Consider the following 20,079-nt stretch of genomic DNA (forward strand, 5'->3'; position numbering starts at 1 on the left):
TCCCTGAAGAGCCGTGGAAGACCACCACGTCGATAGGAGGCATGTGGAAGCACGGCAACGTGTGAAGCTGAGCCTTACTAATAGCTCGTTCGGCTTGATCACTCTCATTAATCAATGTCCATTCCATTCTAAAGCGCTCACGGGCGCTGCCCTCCGCGAGGGCGGCCAAACGTGGCCGGCGCGCGTCGCGCTTGCGAACCTTCGGTCCGTCAAGTCCCTCGATAGTCAGGGATACGCGACAAAATCATCGATGCCTCAAAAGGCAAAAAAGACCAGTTCCTCATTTGTCTGCACTTCGCCGGCCTGGTGGCCCCAGCGGGGGGCCCCCACCCGATCCCTTCCCGAACTCGGCCGTGAAACCCCCCAGCGCCAATGGTACTTCGTCTCAAGACGCGGGAGAGTAGGTCGCCGCCAGGCCTGCAAAGTCCAGACAAAAACTCTTCAACTCAATCAGCTCCGCGGACAAAACCGCAATACACCTCAACGCGGGGTGGAGCAGCCCGGTAGCTCGTCAGGCTCATAACCTGAAGGTCGCAGGTTCAAATCCTGCCCCCGCAACCATCTCAACTTGCGATATCACATCGCGCAAATCAGCCGCCCCAACCGGGCGGCTTTTTTGTGTCCGCAAGTCCTGATGGTTGCGCCCTCCCGCAACCACCTCAACTTGCGAAGGACCCAAGCTCTGAATGGAGCCGGTCCCCGCAACCATCTCAACTTGCACTCGGCCCGCCCCTCCGGCGGGCCGTTTGCTTTTGAGCGATACGCTAAGGATTCCAGCCAGATCACCGCGCACGTCGATCTGAAGCTCGCCTTCCTCCGGGGTGAGGACGATCTCCCGGACCAGCGAACGCAGCACGTCGGCTGCGACCATGCGCTTGGCCTCGGAATCCTCTTGAAGCGCCGCGTACAGCTCGTCGACCTGGATGTGGTAGTGGTGCGCCATGTTCGGGTGTAGAAGGGGAGGCGGCTCCTCGGCTTCTTGGAGGAATGCCTTTAGCTCCTGCTGCCGGCCCTCCAACTCCTTCATTTGCTTCATCATGCGGGTTGGGGTTTCATCGTTACCCGAGGCCATGATGAGCCTCATGAGCTTGTCCAGCTCCCGGTCGATCTTTTTAGTCTCGGCTTCTGCCGCGTCGATCGACGCCCGACCCTCCATGCGCAGGCGGTTCATCTCGCGGGTGAATTCGTCGCAGAACTCCTTGAATAGCGCTGGATCCATCAAGTGGTGGCGAAGCGCATTGAGCACGCGAGCCTCGAGCTGGTCACGCCGGATGTTCTTGCGGTTGTTGCAGGTGCCCTTGTTGCGGGCTGTCGAGCAGCCGACCAAATCGGCCGAGATCATCGAGTAGCCACCCCCACAGCAGCTGCACTTGGTCAGCCCTGAGAAGAGGTATTTGGGGCGCCGACGTTCGCGGAAATGGTTCTCGGTCTCGCCGTCGTCGCTCCGGTTCCGTTTGACCGACTTCTGGCGCTCCTTCACCGACTGCCAGAGTTCCTCTTCGAGAATACGCAGTTCGGGGACGTCCTGAGTGATCCATTCCGATTCCGGGTTCATGCGCGCCTGGCGCCTGCCGGTGTCCGGGTCCTTAAGGAAGCGCTGGCGGTTCCAGATCAGCTTGCCGATATACATCTCGTTGTTGAGGATGCCGTTGCCTCGCTTCGGATTGCCGTTGATCGTGCTGAAGCCCCAATCGCCGCCGCCGGGTGCGGCAATGCCATCCTCATTCAGTTCAAAGGCGATCCGTTTGGCCGACTTGCCGGTGGCGTAATCGCGGAAGATGCGGCGGATGACGTCGGCCTGAACCTCGTTGATGGTCCGGTCGCCGCGCACCGGCTCGCCATTCCCATCGAACTTTTTGACCACGTCATAGCCATAGGCGTTGCCACCGCCAGACTTACCCAACTCGACGCGACCGCGCTGGCCACGCCGCGTCTTGTCGGCCAAGTCCTTCAGGAAGAGGGCGTTCATCGTGCCTTTGAGGCCGACATGGAGATGCGTGACCTCACCTTCGGACAGGGTGACGATCTTCACGTCGGAATAGGCCATGCGCTTGAATAGGCCGGCAATGTCTTCCTGATCGCGTGACAGGCGATCCATCGCTTCGGCCAGCACGAACTGAAACCGCCCGCGCGTGGCGTCGGAGATCAGCGCCTGGATGCCCGGGCGGAGGAGGGAGGAGCCAGATATGGCGTGGTCGGTATATTCCTCGACCACGTGCCAGCCCTGCTTTTCGGCATGGAGACGGCAAATACGGAGTTGATCTGCGATCGACGCGTCGCGCTGATTGTCGGACGAATAGCGGGCGTAGATCGCAACCTTCAAGGCGCACTCTCCTTCCGGGGCTCAGGAGCGCGTCGTGCTGCGTTCCTTCGTCTGCTCCTCGAACACCTCCCGCGCGGCACGACGGGCGAGCAGGCGAGCCAACTCGACCAAGCGCAGGTCTGGACCATCGCCGGGGCGCTTGAGCGTCAATTCCGGCTCGACGAGCCGGAGCGCACTCCTTTGCTGTGGGCGTTTGCCGTTGTCCATCGTTACACCGTTTGAAGCCGATTGCAAGTTGATCGACTTCAAAATTGTCGTGAACGGAAGTATAAGCAACTGTAAAATAAGGCGTATATTCGACGGTGTTGGGCGCATTGTTATCGCTGATTGCGAAGTGTAGCGTATCATAGTGTGGCACAGCGAATGGAAAATACCGAGGTTAGCAGAGGCACAAAGAAAGAACGAGCTATGACGCCAGATCAATGGAGGACGATCTGTGATCGGGTCGCCAATGAGATGCTCGCGTACACTCGGTCCTTCCTCACGCCGCTTGGAATGGAAGTCGAATGTTACGTGTTTCCTGGCAAGCGTATTGGCGCCGCGTTTGGGAGCTTCCCGAAACATTGGAAGCAGATATTTAGGAAGTCACTGCTTTCTGACGTGACGCCCCACGTCCTGCGACACAGTTTCGCGAGCATCGCCAACGATCTCGGATTCACCGAAATCACCATTGCCGCACTCGTGGGCCATTCGAAAGGGACGATGACGAGCAAATATATTCACACGCTCGACACAGCGTTGATCATGGCAGCCGACACGATTTCCGGATACATTCAAGGACTACTCGACGGCGTCGAATTCAAGCAAACGGCATACGCGCTTGACCGAGATTCAAGGAGAGTTGCGCTCAGTCGGTTCCTAGCCAAAGCCACCGGGGAGTCGCCCAGCCACTCTGACGGAGATTCGCAGCTGGCTGCATAACTTTGGACGAGTAACGCCCGTTGGCAGAGCACTGGATCGGGAAAAATGGCCTTTAAGACCGTTGCAGACATTTTGGAGCCCGATCCGCGCTTCGCTGATCTCTGCGTCATTGAAAACGGCCAGGCCCGCCGAATGACTCTTGTGGACCATCATAACGCGCTCGCCGGCATCGGTCTCGCGGGCACCGCACCGTCTGATGTTCTGGCTGCTTACGATCGCGCCCGAAACACGATCATTTATGCCTTCTTCGACTACGATCTCTTCGTGGTCGGAGAAGTCCAAGCATTTGGCGCCTTCGAGTTAGCGCTGAAACACAGGCTCAACGGCCACGGAGGCGCCGCGCGAGGTACACTGAGAAATCTTGTCGACAGAGCGAGAAAGGCTGGAATCCTACCCGCGCTCATGTCGGATCGAACAGCGGCCTTCGACCCAATCGAAGCCCTCATCGCGCTGCGGAACGGGCTATCCCACGGCACTTCCGACATTCATTCACCGGCGATGGCGCTTGAGATACTGGAAGCGTGCGCGTCATGGATCGATCATGTATTTCCGGCGTAGTCCGACCGGCTAGTCGCCGCCTATCACCGATCTTTCAAGCCATGCTAGATATCGGGAATGGATAAATTGTCGCCATTTTCAGATCGATTCGGATTTCGCCCCCCCGACGCCGAGATCACTATCCGGGAAGACGCGCCTGACGTTGTGCGCGATGGCGTATTAATGCTTGGCTATGCCTGTGGCCTCGGGCCAGACCGAATGCGAGACGCCGTCTGCGAGGTTCTGCTGAGGCGACCGGACCCGAACAACTGGTCGCCTGGGAACGTCGAAAACGAGGTTTCTCAACTGATCGATGGCGCGCCCTGGTATAGGGTCTATGACATCGCCGAACGCCTCTACCACGCCGTCGGGGAGGGCGACTACACCGACTCCCGGAGGCCAGAATTTGAGCGTCGCCTGAACCTGCTGTTTCACGAACATGGCGTTGGCTGGCAGATGAAAGCGGGCGTTATCGTCGCCCGCGGATCTGAGCCGTTCGAACTGGCCACCGGCGACGCGGCTCAAATCATGCGGGACGCTGGGACGCCAACCGCCGCCAACGAATTGCATGAGGCCCTCAAGGACATCTCGCGCCGACCGGCGGCTGACGTTACGGGCGCCATCCAGCATGCCATGGCCGCCTTGGAATGCGTGGCGCGCGAAATCGACGGAAGCACCGACACCCTCGGAAAGATCATCGGTCGGCTGAGCTTTCCTCCCCCGCTTGACACCGCTCTGCATAAGCTATGGGGGTTTGCCTCCGAACAGGGCCGTCACATTCAAGAAGGTCGCGAGCCCCGGTTCGAAGAAGCCGAACTCGTGGTCACCGTGGCGTCTGCGGTAAGCGTTTATCTCCTGCGGGCCTCGGGTCGAGCGAGGTAGCGTTGGCCCAAGCTGATGAACCCGATGGAGATGGCCCCAACGGCGCACCCAAATGGGTCTTGCCAACGGAGATCCCGTTCAGGGAGCTCAAAGGCAGGGCGTTGGAAGAATGCTTGTTCTGGCTGCTCGATGGGATCGGCGCGCGTGATCTCGAGTGGCGCCTCGGCGGTATTGGCGGCGGCGCTGCCGATGGTGGCCGCGACCTTGAAGGCCGGTTCTATATGCCAGGCGCGGACGGTCAGATCGAGGCGAAGCGGTGGTGGATTGAATGTAAGGGGCGGGCTGGGACGGTCGAGAAGGATGCGGTGACGTCGGCCTGCAACAACGTCCTGGCCGACGGAACTGTCGATTGCCTGGTAATCGCGACGAACACGACGTTTTCAAACCCGACCCGCGACTGGGTGAAGACCTGGCAGGCGCGCTTTCCCAAGCCGCAGATTCTACTGTGGGACCAACCCGTCCTGGAGCGCATGCTGAGCGACCAGCCCTCGACCGTGTTGCGGCTGTTCGAGGGCGGCCTCAGCTCCGCCGGATATCTACAAGCCATCACAGAACGCTTCTGGAACCTATTGGAATATAGCTCGATCGAGCGAGCCCGGCGGATCTGGGCGGAGCGCGGAACGCTTGAGATCGGTCCGATGGAGCGAATCGCCCTCATAGCCAACGAGTTTGCCCACGGCAGCATCGATGAGCGGCCTTGGGGCGGATATTGCACGGACGAGGAAGCCCTCGCGGCCTGTTCGATGGCGATTTTCAATCTATTGTTCCTTTACACCCGACTGATGAAGGCTGGCGGACAACAGGGTCCGATCATCGAAGCGATAGCCTACCTTATTCTGGCGACCCTCCGTCACGGCCAGTCCGAACGACTGCAGGAGGTTATGGAGATCGCCCTCCGAACCGAGGGCGGTGAGCCCTTCCCGGAGAAAGTTGTGGATCTGCTCCTGGGCCCAGCCCTCGACAGTCTTCGTGGTGATCTACAGTTGGTGTGTAGCTGTGATTGCGATCGCTTCTCCAGAGACGACAGTCTGAAACACTGGGAACGCAGCCATCCGATCGAGACATATTGGTCTCGCTTTGGCCGAAACGGCGCGCCGTCGAATGCGGGCGATCAGTCCTATGCCCGCCTTGAGCGGACGGCGGAGCCTTGCAGGGTTGGCTTCCAGGTCGACGAGGAGCGATCCTGCCCCCTCTATCAGATCGACATTTCGATCGAGAACCTCACCGACTTTTTCGCGATCGCTGCGCGCGTCCTCAAGTACCGGGCGCCGACGCCGTCGCGGCGCCAAACCGTCATTTAGGACTGATCAGCCCCATCGTCCCCTGGACATGGATTCAGGTATCTTCGATCACAGGTCGGAGATTTTCGGCAAATGGCGGCGCACGGTTTTCGTCGACGGTGACGTTGCCCCCTATTTGCCCTCGTTCATGACTGGACTCTGTTCTCGATGTGGTCCGTCTTGGACCGGGTTGCAAACTCGTTGGGGGTGAGGCCGCCAAGGCTCGTGTGCGGCCGGTGGGCATTGTAGTCCACTCTCCATTCTTCGATCAGCCGGCGAGCGGTCGGCAGGTTGCGGAACATGTGCTCGTTGAGACACTCGTCCCGGAAGCGACCATTCAGGCTCTCGACGAACCCGTTCTGCATCGGCTTGCCCGGCGCAATGTAGTGCCACTCGACCTGGCTATCCTCCTGCCATTGCAGGATTGCCCGCGATGTCAGCTCGGTGCCGTTGTCGCTGACGACCATGAGCGGCCGGCCGCGAAGGGCGATGAGCGCATCGAGCTCGCGGGCGACCCGCTGGCCGGAGAGCGAGGTGTCGACGACGAGTGCCAGGCATTCGCGGGTGAAGTCGTCGACCACGACCAGCACACGAAAGCGCCGTCCGTCGACCAACTGGTCGGCGACGAAGTCCAGGCTCCAGCGCTGGTTCGGGCCCTGTGGCATGGCCATCGGCGCCCGTGTCCCGAGCGCGCGCTTGCGCCCGCCACGCCGGCGCACCGTCAGCCGCTCTTCACGATAGAGCCGGAACAGCTTCTTATGGTTCAGCACGATGCCGTCCCGCCGCAGCAGGATGTGCAGCCGCCGATAGCCGAACCGTCGCCGCTGACCCGCCAGGGTCTTCAGGCGCTCCCGGATCGTCACGTCGTCGGAGCGACGCGAGGCATAGCGATAGGTCTTCGGATCAAGCCCGATCAGGCTGCAGGCCCGACGCTGCGAGTAGCTCTTCTCTTCGATGGCCCAGGTCACGAACGCTCTCCGCGATCCGGGCTTCAGAAGTTTTTTCCAAGCGCCTCGCGCAACGTCGCGACGTCGAGCATCGACTCCGCCAGCAGCTTCTTGAGCTTCCGGTTCTCGTCGTCGAGCGCCTTCAGGCGGCGCGCGTCGGAGACCTCCATCCCGCCATAGCGATTGCGCCAATTGTAGAGGGTCGCATCGCTGATCCCGTGCTTGCGGCAGAGATCCGCCACCGCAATCCCGGCCTGGTGCTCCTTCGGCACCGCAATGATCTGCTCTTCGCTAAACCGGCTCTTCTTCATCTCCGTCTCCTTCCGACGGAGTCCAATTCAAACCGAGGGCGCTTCAGGGGGCAACGTCAACGGTCTCCGCGGCGTGCAAAGGCTTAGAGCGTCGCGCCTAGACTGCGACTTGAGGGTCGGCAGGCAGAGCAATAATGTTCGCAGCGCCAAACCAAGCGGTAAGTTGCGCCATAGCATTCTGGGAGAGCGCCTGTGTGAATAATAGGGCCAGCCGGATCTTTGGCCGCGAGCACGCCACGTAGAACAGATTGCGATTGTTCTCGAAGAACTCGGTCTTGTCTGCAGGCGGACCCGGTTCGATCCATTCGAGCATCTGGCCGAAGTTATATTTGTTCCACCCACGACCGACGATCACAAGCACGTTCTCGAACTCGGCACCCTTGACTCCGTGCTTGGTGGCGAAGGGCGTGTGCCCGTCGATGAATCGGTCGAGGGCGATCAACTCCGTATAGCGGACCGCACGCAGCTTCCGAAGTTGGGTGACGCGCCGGGATTCCCCTTCGACCGGCTCGGGGCCGGAGTCGGCTAGTCGCCGCTCGGCTTCTTCCACAGGTTCGGGAAGTCGCATGTGCGGCTGCGCGGCGATGAAGTCGACAACCTCGCCAATCGTCCCCGACGTTCGCAGTGCGGTCAGTGCAGCCATGGCGTCCGACCACGCCACCTTATCCGCGTGCTTGTGTATTTTAGGCGCACCGGCTCCAAAGCATCCGAACATTTCGCCGTAGCGCTTCGCCTCAAAGGCGGCGCAAGCCGGCTCCAACTGGTCGGACAGAAATTTGATGTGGGGATCGTCCTTTTTCAGCCAAGGATCGTTAAACTGGCCATAGATTGGCGGGATACTTGAATAGCCCTGCTCACGAGCAAGGACGCTGTGGCTGAGCATGAGAATCTTGGTTTTCCCAACCCCGAGATCCCAGCCCTCGGCCGCGAGCCTATGCTTGATGTGTGTGAAATATGCCTTTGCGGCCTCAGGGCTTGTATCGCCTGTCCAGTGCCCGCCGCCTTGTCCGGTCCGCCTGGAGCCGGGCCAAAGATTGGTGTGAAACACGCGCGCTTCGCCCGGCAGGGCTGGATCACGCACCATCTGGGGCAGCGCCGGCCGCATTCGATTGAGGACTTGAACGATCGGGTCGGTGGATCGGAAGTTCGCATTCTTGTCGATCACTTCCAACGCCGCGTGCTCGACCAGGCCGCAGCCTTCACCGTAAATCTTCTGCCAGTGATCGCCGAATAGCCCGATCTGTGGACCTTGGCCCGTGTCCAGGAACCACGCCTTGAGCGCATCGACGAAGCCAGCGTCGGTGTCTTGGTATTCGTCGATCAGAAGGATGGGATAGCGCGCAGTCAAGACCGATCGGAACTTGGGATAGGCGAGCGCCTTCATCATAAGCGCAAGGACATCGTCATGCCTCAAAGTCACCTGATGGTCGCTGACGCTGGGATATCCCAACTCGTAATGGACGCGGCGGGCTCCGATGCCGTCGACAGGTTCGAGACGCTCCGCCCAGCCATCAAGTTCGGGAACGAGCGCGCGAAGATTAGATTGGAAGTCCTGCAGAATGGACCAGCAAAAGCCGTGGATCGTATCGGGACGCACGGCAGGATGGGCCTGGATGCGCGAAATGATCTCGTCCTTGGCGACGTTGGTGTAGGTGATGCAGCCGACCTGCTGCCCGCGGCGAAGAAGCTCGGCGCCTCGTCCCTCAATCAAGCGGCGGAGCGCCTTGTCCAGCGAGTAAGTCTTGCCTGCGCCTGCGCCGGCTTCCAGACGGAAGCTGCGCCCATCGTCCAGACAGGCGAACATCCGTTCGAGGGCCACGCGCCCGGCGGCGTCTGCCGGATTTTCCGCTTCCTCAGCCATTCTCGCCGACCTTGCCCACGTTCACCGCGTCGCCGACGGCGTCTGCCACGATCTCAACCCCGACCTGCGGAGCCAGCTCTACGGGTGCAGGATTGCCCTCCGCCAGCCAGCGCAGCCCCTCGGCAATATATTGGGGGACATACCAGTCGGTGTGCTCGATCGCGTGCTCCAGCGCGAAGGTGGACTTCTTCTGATCGCCAGCCAGGACGTAAGCCGCAAGCGCGGGGTCGCCGTCCAGAGGGAAACGCGCTGGATTGGCCAGGATGAAGGCGTCCTCGAAGCTCCGGCCACACGGTCCACCGGCCGCTTCCGGTATCTGGAAAGCGATGCGCCGAATGCCGGCGGTCTTTTCGGGAGCGGCTTTTCCGAGCAGCGCCTGTGGCGAAACATCGTCCCCGAACCAGGCTTTAAGGCATCCGTTGCTGGTGAACACACCCTCTGCGACCGGCACGGCCACCCGCTTTCCAGCATCATTGGGCCTAACTGCGTCGATGTCGGTGATGATGAGGGTGCGCAATTCAAGGAAGGAGAGGAGATCGAAGAATCGGTGGGCATAAGCACCGCCGACCTCCATCACCGTGAGATATTGGCTGCCGAGCTGCGGTTGTCCGGCGGCGGTGCTGTCGGTCTTGCGGATCATCGCCGGGAGCAGGATGCGCTCCGCTGTGCCCTCGATCAGGACCGCCTTGTCAGCGAAAAACAGATCGCACCGCGTCAGGGTCAAATATTGATGCAAGAATTCGCGGTCGGGCACGGCCGCGCCGCCCATGCCTTTGCGCAAATCCTTCACCACCGAGCGGCGCATGCCCACGCCGTCCGGAACCGAGAGAAAATAACGCATGGCCTCGAAGCGCGCTTCGTTTGCCATATGCGGTGAGTGCGTGGTGACGACGAACTGGACCGGCCAAGGCCTGTTCTCGTTGAGCTGGGCGACGAAGGCGCTCGTGATCTGGTCGAGCTGCCGGATGAAGACTTCCTGCATCTGCGGATGCAGGTGCGCTTCCGGTTCTTCGATAAAGATCAAATGCACACCAGCGGCGGTCGGGGTGGCCTGATACTCGCGGAAGAACCGCAGTAACTGAAGCAGCATGTAGACGAGGTTACGCACACCGAGCCCGTTGTATGTTTCGGGCAGGGTCATGCCATTGACGCCGACGTAGCGAACCTTGGTGTGATCGTTCAGCAGCTTGTCGACATCGAAACTCGTCTCGGTGACGAGGCCGGGATCGGAGAGACCGGGATAGCCGAACAAGTCGAACGTCGGCAAAAGCGAAGTGAGCTTCGCGTTGAAGCCTGCGTGTAAGTCGCCTTGAATTTGCTCAACTGCCGCCTTGAGTTGCTCTGCCGTCGTCCGCTTCTCGGGGTCGACAGGATCGGTGAGAGCCGATTGAAATAGCACCTCAACGACTTTGCCGAGAACGTCCCGCTCGCGGTGGGTGTCGTCGTCAAGGCCGCGCTGCGCATTGATGAAACCGCCGCGGACGAGCGCTGTGAGTGTTTTTGGTTCCAGCACCTTTCGATTGGTCTGGTCATTGGGATCGACCGCTTCCAGCGACGCCACGTAGGCGCTTGTCACTCGGCTACCCAAAGCCCGAAACAAGGTCGAACGGTTGACCGCCACATCCTCGCCGACCGTGAGGTCAGCGAAGAGCGTTGTCGGCGCCGTAGGTCGAGGTCCGTATGTCAGGATGAGCCGTGCCTCGCTACAATTCGGATCGAGATCGACGATGCATTCGCTCAGCGGGCCGAGATCTGGAGCGTTGACGTCATAGGTGATGTCGATCGTGACCTTGATCGATGGAAGGAGTGCGATGACGTCTGGCGCAGTGCCCCCCGCGCGGAAGGCCTCGAACGCCGCCCAGAAGCGCTCGTGGCAACCCAGGGAAAAATCCTCCAACCTAAATGACGGGGCTTTTTCGCCGAGGAGTCGGCGGAATAGCTCTGCTATCGAGGTCTTGCCGCTATTGTTGCGCCCTACGATCAGCGTAGTGCGATCTTCCAACCCCACTGCGACACCTCGCAGAAGTCGGAAGTTCTCGATTTCGACCCCTTTGATTCGCATAAATTTCAGGCCTCTTTTCTTGGTGGCCCCATGGGCTTTTGCTGTGCTCTCGGCGCAATGCACCCGTAGAATCTCACTCTAGAAAAAATGTGATCTTCGTGCTACACAATATGAGAATCCGTAGCGCGAAGAAGGCAGAATTGCTGCCGCGGTCGATTTTGACCGCCCAGGCCGCCACTTCTCGGCGCCAAGTTGCTTGGAGGCCTGATGATCCTGACCGACAATGAAACCAAGGTCGACCTCCTCAACAACGAGGCGATCGCGGCAACGATCATCAAGCTTTTACGCACGCGACCCGACCAGCCCGTTACAGTCGGCGTTCACGGCGACTGGGGCGCCGGGAAATCTAGCGTCCTCGAAATGATTGAGGCTGGCTTCGATGACGAGGCGAAGGTCCTCTGTCTCAAATTCAATGGCTGGCGCTTCCAAGGATTCGAAGACGCCAAAATTGCGCTGATCGAGGGCATCGTCACCGGCCTCATCGAAAAGCGTCCCGCCCTCACCAAGGCCGGCGAAGCCGTCAAGGATGTCTTCCGCCGGATAGACTGGCTCAAGGTTGCCAAGAAAGCCGGCGGGCTTGCCTTCACCGCCTTCACCGGCATCCCGACGCCCGATCAGATTCAGACCATCGTCGGCACGTTGGAAGGTTTCCTCGCCGACCCCGCAAAGCTCGCCACCAAGGACAATCTCGAAGCCGCGGTTGAAGGCGTGAAAGGGCTGCTGAAGCCCAAGGGGGAAGGCGATTCAACCAATGTTCCTGATGAGATCAACGCGTTTCGGAAGGCTTTCGACGAATTGCTCGACAAAGCCGGCATCGAGCAGCTCGTCGTCCTGATCGACGACCTCGATCGCTGCCTGCCCGATACCGCGATTGAGACGCTGGAGGCCGTGCGTCTCTTCGTGTTCACGTCGCGGACCGCGTTCGTCGTCGCCGCCGACGAGGCGATGATCGAATATGCGGTACGCAAGCATTTTCCCGACCTTCCCGACACCACCGGTCCACAGACCTACGCCCGCAACTATCTTGAGAAACTCATCCAGGTGCCATTCCGCATCCCGACGCTCGGTGACACGGAAACGCGCATTTATGTGACGCTGCTCCTTGTCGGCGCCGAACTCGGCGAGAATGACGCTGCATTCAACGCCCTCATTAAAGTCGCTCGTGAGCGACTGAGGCGCCCTTGGACCTCCGGTGCGCTCGACGCGGCCACGGTCAGAGCCGCTCTCGGGGACAAGGCGTCTCGTGCCAACAACGCGTTGGCGCTCAGCGATCAGATCGGACCCATCCTGGCGAGTGGCACCAAGGGTAACCCGCGCCAGATCAAGCGTTTCCTCAACACACTTGTTCTTCGGCAACGCACCGCCGAAGCCCGCGGGTTTGGGGACGATGTCAAGCTGCCGGTGCTCGCGAAACTCATGCTTGCTGAGCGTTTCCTGCCCCGGCTCTTCGATCAGATCGCCGCAGCGGCAGCGGCTGCGGCCGATGGGAAATGTGCAGACCTATTGGCGCTTGAAGCCGCCGCGACTGCAAAGGACGATGAAAAGCGCCCGACCAAGCCGGAGAAGATCGCGTCGAAAAGCGATGACTCCGCTAAGGCCGCGCCCAAACTTGAGACCGTGAAATCGACGGAGAGCGCTCTCTTGGGTGAATGGCTGTCGTCGCCCGCTATCAAAGCCTGGGCAGCGGTGCCGACGGCGATCGGCGGAGTGGACCTCCGCCCCTATCTCTTCGTCGCCAAGGACCGGAAGGATTATTTCGGCGCCGCCTCTGTGCTCGGGCACTTGGCCGCCGTGGTAGAACAGCTCTTTGGCGGCAAATTCGCGGTACAGGGTCTCGAAGCCGATCTCAAGCGCTTGGCCCCGCCCGAAGCCGCCCAAATTTTCGAAGCCGTGCGTGGCCGTATCGTCGGGAGCGACAGTTTTGATACCGAGCCGCCCGGCGCAGCGGGATTGGCGGTTCTCGTCAAGGCTCACACGACTTTGCAAAGCAATCTCGTCGACTTCCTCGAAGCGCTCCCGAGAGACCGCCTGGGCCCTTGGGTCTGTAGCGGCTGGGAAGGCGTTCTCAAGGACGGCGATGCAGCCCAACGCTTTGATCGACTCCTTCAGACTTGGGGCAAAGACGGTGGTGCGATGCTGAAAGCAGCCGCCAGTGGTGTACTCCGCACCCGACAGGGACCGAGCATCCGGGGGCTTAACTGATGGGGACGTCGAGCGCTTTTGGAGGCCAAGGCGGCGGAACTCCCCTCGTGCCGAGTTGGCTTGGCGATGATGGCGCACCGCCCGCAGCCCCGGACGGAACTCCGCCTGGTGGCGCATCGCCAGACGGCGTGCCATCGGATGGTGCTCCTCCCGCCACACCTTCCGCGCCACCGGCAAGGCCGCCAATACCACCAGTAGCCGATCCCACGCGGTTCTCGGCGGCGCGCAACAATTTCTCGCGTTTTGCAGGATCAGGCGGCAGCGACCGCAAGAGCCTCGGCCGAGCCGTATCACACTATGTGGGCTCTTCCTCAGGCGGCGCCCGAACAGCAGCCGCAAGGATGGGATCGGCCCGCGGTGCTGGTAGCCGCCTGGTTAGCTTCCTGTCGGACGCTGTCGCCCGCGGCGCGACGGAAGCCCTTCGCTCGCTCAACCTCGGCGCTCTCGCAGGGAGGCCGATCGAAGAAATCTTTCTCGGTCTGGCCGACTATGTGTGTCCTGATGGGGGTTCGATCGACGAAGGCATCGCACGCGAAGCATTTATCGAGACCATCACGGACCTCGCCGGCGCGGGCATAACCGATCTTGACGGGCTCACCGCCGACCAGATGCAAACCGTCTTCGAACTCTACGCAACCAACGCGATCGAAGCGCGGCTGTGCAACGACATCGGGGCGAAGACGATCACGCTACCGTCGGACAGCCGGGAAGCGGCGCGTGTGCAAGCGCAACTGAACGACTTCATCCGACGTGGAGTGGCGGACGCGCTCACGGCCGCCCGCGCCGCGATGAGTGCTCTGACGCCCGACCGCGTACTCCAGTTTGTGGGGCGCATTTACGAGCAGGCGTTCGGGATTTTGCAGATCATGGGCGATGCCGAGGCGGAGGGCGTATGAGAAGACACGTCATCATCGGCCGGTACGGTCCTGGCGATCGCAATCGCTTTCCACTTGGCGACGGAGAGGTCGAGACACGCCTTGATCTGGTCGCAGGCGAACGCACACTCGATCACGGGATCGGTCGTGCGATTGCCGATCTATCGCGGCTCGGCGTTCATCCTTCCGAAATCGGAGTGGATGTCCTCGTTCTGGCAGCTCACGTCCACGCCGCCGACACCCGTATCTCACGGACCAGCGAATCGCAGGATGGCTGGACCCGCGAAATCAGATTGATCGTGCCGGTTTCCGACCCTGATCGCTGGACCGCCGTCGCACCGACCTTCGTCCGGATGCTGAACTTTCTGACCGGCGATCGATGGTCGCTGGCATTTCGTGCTCGACCACGCCGGTTCACCAGAGTTGCATCGGTCGCTCCTGCGCGACTCATAGGGCCTCCGTTCAACGACCTCGCTCTCTTTTCTGGTGGCCTCGACAGCCTCATTGGCGCGATCGACGCGCTTGAAGATGGCCGCACCCCTCTACTCGTTAGCCACGCCGGCGAGGGCGCCACGAGCGATGCACAATCCACGATCTTCGAGGCGTTAAAAAGCCAATATCATGGCCGCGCTTTTGAGCGTTTGCGGCTCTGGATGGCGTTCCCGGACGGCTTCGTAAGCGGTTCTGCCGGAGAAAATACAACACGGGGACGATCGTTTCTCTTCTTCGCACTCGGTGTATTCGCGGGCAGCGGGCTTGAAGCGCCGTTCACGCTCAAAGTGCCGGAAAACGGGTTGATCGCCGTCAACGTGCCGCTCGATCCCTTGCGCCTCGGCGCACTCAGCACACGCACAACACATCCTTTCTATATCGCCCGCTGGAACGACGCTCTCCAAGGTCTCGGTGTCAATGGCACGATCGAGAATCCCTATTGGGACAAGACCAAGGGCGAGATGGTCACTGCCTGTGCCAACGGCGCACTGCTGCGCCGCCTTGTCCCTTCATCGCTTTCGTGCGCGTCCCCAACTAAGGGACGTTGGCAGGGGCTCGGCACACAGCATTGCGGTTACTGTCTGCCTTGTCTCATCAGGCGAGCGGCGCTTGTCGCCGGGCTGCATCCCGATCCAGATCCGACGACCTACACAGTCGATGATCTGACGACTCACGCGCTCGACACGCGGCAATCGGAAGGTGTCCAGGTTCGGTCCTTCCAGCTCGCGATCGAACGGCTGCGCGCTCGCCCGGCGCTGGCGCCGATTCTCATCCACAAGCCAGGTCCGCTGTTCGATGAGTCGCCGGCGCGACAAGCAGCGCTCGCGAGTGTCTATCGGCGCGGGCTCGAAGAAGTCGGCGCGCTCCTGGTAGGCGTCAGGACGCGGCCGGGATGACCGACACTACTCAAGCTGTCGGCGTCGATTTCCACTGCCATCTCGACCTCTATCCCGACTTCGAGGCCGCGATCGCAAAAGCGGAAGCCGCTCGGATCTACACGTTGACCGTCACCACGACGCCGAAGGCCTGGCCGCGCAACCACGAGCTCACGCGGCAAACCCGCTTTGTGCGAGCGGCTCTCGGCTTGCATCCGCAGCTGATCGCGGAGCGCGCGGGTGAACTGCCACTATGGGAGCGCCACCTGTCCGAAACACGCTACGTCGGCGAGGTCGGACTCGACGCTGGGCCGCGCTTTTACAAGTCGTTGGACACCCAAAAGCAGGTGTTCCGGCGTGTCCTTCAGTGCTGTGCCGACGCGGGTGGTAAGATTCTAACCGTCCACAGCGTAAGAAGCGCGGCGCAGGTCCTCGATATGATCGAAGAACATTTGCCTCGCGATCGAGGAACGGCCATTTTGCACTGGTTCACGGGCAGCCGCAGCGAGGCCAAACGCGCCGTTGCGCTCGGCTGCTATTTCTCGGTCAATGCGGAAATGGTTCGGACGGACCGAGGCCGTGCACTCGTCGCCGAATTGCCGACCGACCGGATCCTGACCGAAACCGATGGCCCGTTCACGCAGGTACACGGTCGCCCCAGTGAGCCCTCCGATGTCGAGGCGACGGCCACCTCACTTGCCAGGGTTCTGGGGCTTTCGCCGGAAGCCGTCGGGAAAAAGGTCCAGTCCAACCTTCGCACGCTGCTGGATTGAGACGTTCCTTATGGAAATATTGTCATCTTCGTGCTACATATTCCGCCAATCTGTAGCGCGAAGGTAGCAAATGCCCACTCCCCATAACCCTCCTGCCGCCGTGCGGCGGGCGCTGCGCAAGCTAGGGGCGGACATCCACGATGCCCGTCGACGCCGACGGCTGCCGATGGCGGTCGTGGCTGAGCGCGCTTTCACCTCCCGCTCAACCTTGCAGAAGATCGAGGCTGGTGACACCAACGTCAGCATCGGCATCTATGCCGGCGTTCTTCAGGCACTTGGGCTCCTCGACGGACTGAGCCAGGTCGCCGACATCAGCAATGATAGTGTCGGACAAGCGCTGGCCAGCGCCGAGTTGCCCAAACGTGTCCATCTCAAGCGGCCGACGGGATCTTCCCGCGATGGCTGACTTCGAGGTCCATATCGATCTAAACGGTCGCACGCGCCCGATCGGATTGGCCAGGAGCAATCGCGTTCGAGGCGCAGAAACCATACTCTTCGAATACGACGGTGCATGGCTTGATGATCCGGAGCGATTCTCCCTGGAGCCCGCTCTTGCTCTGACGAGGGGAGCCTTCGCGCCTCCTGCGGGTCTCGCTACCTTCGGTTCGATCGGCGACTCAGCGCCGGACACTTGGGGCCGACGGCTGATGCAGCGGGCGGAACGTAGGTTTGCGGAACGCGAAAGCCGCGCCGTTCGCACGCTCGCGGAAAGCGATTACCTTCTCGGCGTCGCCGATGAGACGCGGCTCGGCGCGCTCCGGTTTCGCTGGGTCGGCGACGAAACCTTCCAGGCGCCAATCAGGGCCGGTGTTCCGGCCCTGATCGAGCTTGGCCGCCTGCTTCAGATCACCGAGCGTATTCTCCGGGACGAGGAAACTGACGAAGACCTTCAGCTCATCTTCGCGCCCGGCTCCTCCCTCGGAGGTGCGCGGCCGAAGGCGTCGGTGATCGACCAACATGGCCACCTCTCTATCGCCAAGTTTCCGAAGGAGACCGACGAATACAGCATGGAAACCTGGGAGGCGATCGCGCTGCGGCTGGCCGGCCAGGCCGGTATCGCGACCCCGCAACACGAACTTGTTGAAGTCGCTGGCAAGGCGGTGATGCTGTCGCGACGTTTCGATCGCGATGGCGCGATCCGCATCCCCTTCCTGTCCGCCATGGCGATGGTGGGCGCCAGAGACGGCGAGCGTGGCAGCTACCCCGAGATCGTGGACGCTCTGGCCCAGCATGGCGCGCAGGGAAAAACCGATGCCCATGCGCTCTATCGGCGCGTCGTCTTCAACGTGCTGATCTCCAATGTCGACGATCACCTGCGCAATCACGGTTTCCTCTGGCTCGGAAGAGCCGGATGGTCGCTTTCGCCCGCCTACGATCTCAATCCGGTGCCCACCGATCTCAAGGCGCGCGTGCTGACGACGAACATCGACCTCGACGAGGGCACCTGCTCGCTCGAACTGCTCGAACAGGCATCGGAATATTTCGCGCTCACGCTGGCGCAAGCCAGAGAGATCATCAAAGAGGTCGCGACCGTGACCTCGGCATGGCGCGAGACCGCGAAAGCTGTCGGCGCCAGGTCGGCCGAGATCACCCGTATGGCCAGCGCCTTCGAGCATGACGATCTCACGCGGGCTCTGGCGCTATGACGAGGACTTTCTTTCATAGCTTCGATCCACCAGCCGCGAGCCCGGTCTCCGGGCCGACCGTCGATCTGGACGTCTCCGAGATCGAGGATGCCGGTATCCGGGAGGTGCTTCAGACACCGGGCGCGGCCTATGGCGCTTGGTCCATTCTCGATGCGCTGCTGACGCCGACCGGCACAGGCACGCCATTCGTGTTCAAGGAGCCGCTGGGTCAAGCACGGGAAGTCAAGGTCGCGCTGTCCGGCCTGTTCGGGCGCTTCGTCGCGCGTGCCTACCTCGAGCGCTATTTCAACCTCTCGATCTTCGCCCATCTCGGCAGCCGCACGATCGACCTCGATCGCCGCCGTCAGGTCAAAATCACGCGCCTGTCCCGTGGCGATCTGCCCGACTGGATCGCCTGCGCATCCGACCTGTCCTCGCTGACAGTCGCCGAAGCCAAGGGTTGCCACGATGTCGGCGGTCCCGCCAAAGCACTGGACCGGGCATGGGCGCAGGCTCGGCGGGTCGACGTCACCGCCCGTGGCCGAAAGGTCACGGTGAAGCGTATCGCGATCGCCACGCGCTGGGGAATGGCGACGGCCGGTCCAGCCGATGCCCGCCTTTCGGTTCGGGACCCGGTCGAAGAAGGCGAGCCGCATACCCAGGAGGAGAAGGACGCGCTCTTCATCGGCATGCTTCGGCTCCATATCGCAAATCTCATCAAACCGCTCGGGCATGCCGAACTAGCGGACGCGCTTCGCGGCCTCACACTGCAATCATTCCCACGAAGGCTCCAAGGGGAGACCCAGCGCGCGCGTTCGCTGCTGGACGCGTCCCCGGTGCGGGACGTGGATAAGGCGAGCGCCGCTATGGACGCCTTGGTCGGCGGTATCGTTACCCGCGCAGGACCGCTCACCGACACCGGTGTTGAACCCGCCGATCAGGAGGCGCTCTCCCGCCTCAATCTGCGGCCCATCTTCGTCGGGGTCGAACGCAATCTCATTCGCGCCGCTATCGACGCCGAGCCGCAAGCCATTCGCAGCCGTCTCGCCGACAAGGAACGTCCAGACGAGTTTGCACGGTCCGACCGTGCCGGCGGCTGGATCATCCCGCTCGGCCAAGAGCGACGCATCATTGGAGGCGCCTGAACCAGCGCCGAGGAAGAAGGCGCGCCAAAACGGTTTCGAATAGCGATTTCGGCCGCGAGGCGGCGCAGTACACGAACGGAGGATATATGGCGATTACGGCAAAAGACGTTGAAGAACTCCACGCCTACGCGATGGGCGTGATGGGCCGGGCAGATCACCATGCGGGTAAGGTGAAGGGCATCGCCTTGGCGCTCCTCGGCGGAATCATCTGGCGTGGCGAGCCAGATTCCATCCGCATCCGCCGCATGGCGGGCAGCCCGGCCAACATGTTGTGGGTGACCATCTCGGGCAAGATTTATGTCTTCGCCTACAACCACGAGACCGAGAAGATCGAGATCCGAGATCGTACGCAGACTGGCGCGGTCTTGCATTCCTTCGACGACACCAACACCGCCGCCGACATCGAGGCGGTCTTTCGGGTGCTGTGACCGATGCTCGTTGCCCGCGCACAACTCGACTTCATTCGCGACCTGGTCGCCCGCTTCGCGCAGGACGACAGCATGATGCGACCGGTCGCGGATTATCAATCCCAATATGTCGCGATCATCGCTCTCTTGCGCTCGGTCGGGCATGTTTTCGATAAGGTCGATTGTGCCGATGCCGAGCGACGAGATTGGTGCAAAACGCGGTGGTCTACCTGGAAGCAGGATCCCATATTCGGGACCTTCATCGAGCCAACGCGCAACGCGTTGCTCAAGGAATTTCAGGGCGGACTGCAACTGCGCAGCGCAGCCTTCGGGCCTACCGCCGTTGTGGCGGATCCGTCGATGCCTGACGGCTTCTCGCACGTCGCGGCGTTCGATGCCCGAGAAGCTCGCGATCGCAACGGCAAGCCTGTGCTGCCCCAACTGCACGCAGCCATAGCCTTCTGGGACCGCTGCCTGAAGGAGGCGGAATCCGCCTTCGGCGAGTCCTCCACACGATAGGCGGCAGCATCAATCCCGAACTCGCCGGTCGCAAACCATACT

General features: G+C 61.4%; 17 protein-coding genes, 1 tRNA gene, 2 rRNA genes and 1 pseudogene. 17 read left to right on the forward strand and 4 right to left on the reverse strand.

Annotated features, from left to right (window positions below):
- From C8348_RS19685 to C8348_RS19695, 3 genes are all read left to right on the forward strand, one after another.
- Positions 1-102, forward strand: a 23S ribosomal RNA gene (locus C8348_RS19685); the annotation flags it as partial.
- 200 nt (positions 103-302) lie between these two features.
- Positions 303-417 (forward strand): 5S ribosomal RNA (gene rrf, locus C8348_RS19690).
- 67 nt (positions 418-484) lie between these two features.
- Positions 485-561: transfer RNA gene (locus C8348_RS19695), tRNA-Met, on the forward strand.
- On the opposite strand, the gene C8348_RS19700 is transcribed toward C8348_RS19695, so the two are convergent.
- Positions 518-2,311 carry a recombinase family protein gene (locus tag C8348_RS19700; RefSeq protein WP_244294074.1) on the reverse strand — a complete coding sequence of 598 codons (1,794 nt, stop codon included), beginning with the start codon at positions 2,309-2,311 and terminating at the stop codon, positions 518-520. The two genes, C8348_RS19695 and C8348_RS19700, sit on opposite strands and share 44 nt — an antisense overlap.
- Here C8348_RS19700 and C8348_RS22480 point away from each other — a divergent pair.
- The 5 genes and pseudogenes from C8348_RS22480 to C8348_RS19725 all read left to right on the forward strand — a co-directional run bounded on the left by C8348_RS22480 (position 2,192) and on the right by C8348_RS19725 (position 5,964).
- A complete protein-coding gene (locus tag C8348_RS22480; protein WP_244294073.1) occupies positions 2,192-2,545 on the forward strand; it encodes a hypothetical protein in 354 nt (117 codons plus the stop codon). The two genes, C8348_RS19700 and C8348_RS22480, sit on opposite strands and share 120 nt — an antisense overlap.
- A gap of 288 nt (positions 2,546-2,833) precedes the next feature.
- Positions 2,834-3,244: pseudogene (locus tag C8348_RS19710) on the forward strand (tyrosine-type recombinase/integrase); the annotation flags it as partial.
- Between the two features lie 45 nt (positions 3,245-3,289).
- Positions 3,290-3,802, forward strand: a complete 513-nt coding sequence (locus C8348_RS19715; protein ID WP_106755020.1) for a hypothetical protein — start codon at positions 3,290-3,292, stop codon at positions 3,800-3,802.
- Between the two features lie 57 nt (positions 3,803-3,859).
- Complete coding sequence (locus C8348_RS19720; protein WP_106755021.1) at positions 3,860-4,663, forward strand: AbiJ-NTD4 domain-containing protein; 804 nt, start codon at positions 3,860-3,862, stop codon at positions 4,661-4,663.
- Positions 4,664-4,776: 113 nt separating this feature from the next.
- A complete protein-coding gene (locus C8348_RS19725) occupies positions 4,777-5,964 on the forward strand; it encodes a hypothetical protein (protein WP_157950484.1) in 1,188 nt (395 codons plus the stop codon).
- Positions 5,965-6,089: 125 nt separating this feature from the next.
- On the opposite strand, the gene C8348_RS19730 is transcribed toward C8348_RS19725, so the two are convergent.
- The 3 genes from C8348_RS19730 to C8348_RS19740 form a co-directional block, all read right to left on the reverse strand.
- Positions 6,090-7,201, reverse strand: a protein-coding gene (locus tag C8348_RS19730) for an IS3 family transposase (RefSeq protein ID WP_106755023.1) whose coding sequence is annotated in 2 segments (ribosomal slippage) — positions 6,090-6,946 and positions 6,946-7,201 — 1,113 coding nt in all. Because the reading frame shifts where the segments join, the coding sequence is not laid out codon by codon here.
- A gap of 97 nt (positions 7,202-7,298) precedes the next feature.
- Positions 7,299-9,062, reverse strand: coding sequence for a UvrD-helicase domain-containing protein (locus tag C8348_RS19735; protein ID WP_106755024.1), 1,764 nt, complete (start codon positions 9,060-9,062; stop codon positions 7,299-7,301).
- Positions 9,055-11,187: an ATP-dependent nuclease gene (locus tag C8348_RS19740; protein ID WP_208983833.1), complete on the reverse strand. Its 2,133-nt coding sequence runs from the start codon at positions 11,185-11,187 to the stop codon at positions 9,055-9,057. The genes C8348_RS19735 and C8348_RS19740 overlap by 8 nt, the downstream gene beginning before the upstream one ends.
- Before the next feature lie 144 nt (positions 11,188-11,331).
- Between C8348_RS19740 and qatA the strand changes: the two genes are divergently transcribed.
- The 9 genes from qatA (at position 11,332) to C8348_RS19785 (ending at position 20,037) form a co-directional block, all read left to right on the forward strand.
- Positions 11,332-13,326 carry a Qat anti-phage system ATPase QatA gene (qatA, locus tag C8348_RS19745; protein WP_106755026.1) on the forward strand — a complete coding sequence of 665 codons (1,995 nt, stop codon included), beginning with the start codon at positions 11,332-11,334 and terminating at the stop codon, positions 13,324-13,326.
- Complete coding sequence (gene qatB / locus C8348_RS22585; protein WP_341871598.1) at positions 13,326-14,222, forward strand: Qat anti-phage system associated protein QatB; 897 nt, start codon at positions 13,326-13,328, stop codon at positions 14,220-14,222. The genes qatA and qatB overlap by 1 nt, the downstream gene beginning before the upstream one ends.
- Positions 14,219-15,589, forward strand: coding sequence for a Qat anti-phage system QueC-like protein QatC (gene qatC, locus C8348_RS19755; RefSeq protein ID WP_106755028.1), 1,371 nt, complete (start codon positions 14,219-14,221; stop codon positions 15,587-15,589). Before qatB ends, qatC begins: the two co-directional genes overlap by 4 nt.
- Positions 15,586-16,341: a Qat anti-phage system TatD family nuclease QatD gene (gene qatD, locus C8348_RS19760; RefSeq protein WP_106755029.1), complete on the forward strand. Its 756-nt coding sequence runs from the start codon at positions 15,586-15,588 to the stop codon at positions 16,339-16,341. Before qatC ends, qatD begins: the two co-directional genes overlap by 4 nt.
- A 70-nt stretch (positions 16,342-16,411) precedes the next feature.
- Entirely contained in the window at positions 16,412-16,747 is a 336-nt protein-coding gene (locus tag C8348_RS19765) for a helix-turn-helix domain-containing protein (protein ID WP_106755030.1), read from the forward strand.
- Positions 16,740-17,987, forward strand: a complete 1,248-nt coding sequence (locus C8348_RS22320) for a type II toxin-antitoxin system HipA family toxin (RefSeq protein ID WP_106755031.1) — start codon at positions 16,740-16,742, stop codon at positions 17,985-17,987. The genes C8348_RS19765 and C8348_RS22320 overlap by 8 nt, the downstream gene beginning before the upstream one ends.
- Positions 17,984-19,111, forward strand: a complete 1,128-nt coding sequence (locus C8348_RS19775; protein WP_198647158.1) for a hypothetical protein — start codon at positions 17,984-17,986, stop codon at positions 19,109-19,111. The genes C8348_RS22320 and C8348_RS19775 overlap by 4 nt, the downstream gene beginning before the upstream one ends.
- A gap of 86 nt (positions 19,112-19,197) precedes the next feature.
- The gene (locus C8348_RS19780; RefSeq protein ID WP_106755032.1) at positions 19,198-19,539 is read left to right on the forward strand and encodes a hypothetical protein; all 342 of its coding nucleotides are present in this window, start codon (positions 19,198-19,200) and stop codon (positions 19,537-19,539) included.
- A gap of 3 nt (positions 19,540-19,542) precedes the next feature.
- On the forward strand, positions 19,543-20,037 hold the full coding sequence (locus tag C8348_RS19785; RefSeq protein ID WP_106755033.1) for a hypothetical protein: 495 nt from the start codon (positions 19,543-19,545) through the stop codon (positions 20,035-20,037).
- Positions 20,038-20,079: the final 42 nt, after the last annotated feature.

Source organism: Pannonibacter carbonis (assembly GCF_003012935.1).
GTDB lineage: Bacteria > Pseudomonadota > Alphaproteobacteria > Rhizobiales > Stappiaceae > Pannonibacter > Pannonibacter carbonis.

Coding starts and splice junctions, on each gene's coding strand:
- C8348_RS19715 (WP_106755020.1), top strand. CDS start 3,290: ATGGCCTTTAAGACCGTTGCAGACATTTTGGAGCCCGATCCGCGCTTC.
- C8348_RS19720 (WP_106755021.1), top strand. CDS start 3,860: ATGGATAAATTGTCGCCATTTTCAGATCGATTCGGATTTCGCCCCCCC.
- C8348_RS19735 (WP_106755024.1), bottom strand. CDS start 9,062: ATGGCTGAGGAAGCGGAAAATCCGGCAGACGCCGCCGGGCGCGTGGCC.
- qatA (WP_106755026.1), top strand. CDS start 11,332: ATGATCCTGACCGACAATGAAACCAAGGTCGACCTCCTCAACAACGAG.
- qatB (WP_341871598.1), top strand. CDS start 13,326: ATGGGGACGTCGAGCGCTTTTGGAGGCCAAGGCGGCGGAACTCCCCTC.
- qatC (WP_106755028.1), top strand. CDS start 14,219: ATGAGAAGACACGTCATCATCGGCCGGTACGGTCCTGGCGATCGCAAT.
- qatD (WP_106755029.1), top strand. CDS start 15,586: ATGACCGACACTACTCAAGCTGTCGGCGTCGATTTCCACTGCCATCTC.
- C8348_RS19765 (WP_106755030.1), top strand. CDS start 16,412: ATGCCCACTCCCCATAACCCTCCTGCCGCCGTGCGGCGGGCGCTGCGC.
- C8348_RS22320 (WP_106755031.1), top strand. CDS start 16,740: ATGGCTGACTTCGAGGTCCATATCGATCTAAACGGTCGCACGCGCCCG.
- C8348_RS19775 (WP_198647158.1), top strand. CDS start 17,984: ATGACGAGGACTTTCTTTCATAGCTTCGATCCACCAGCCGCGAGCCCG.
- C8348_RS19780 (WP_106755032.1), top strand. CDS start 19,198: ATGGCGATTACGGCAAAAGACGTTGAAGAACTCCACGCCTACGCGATG.
- C8348_RS19785 (WP_106755033.1), top strand. CDS start 19,543: ATGCTCGTTGCCCGCGCACAACTCGACTTCATTCGCGACCTGGTCGCC.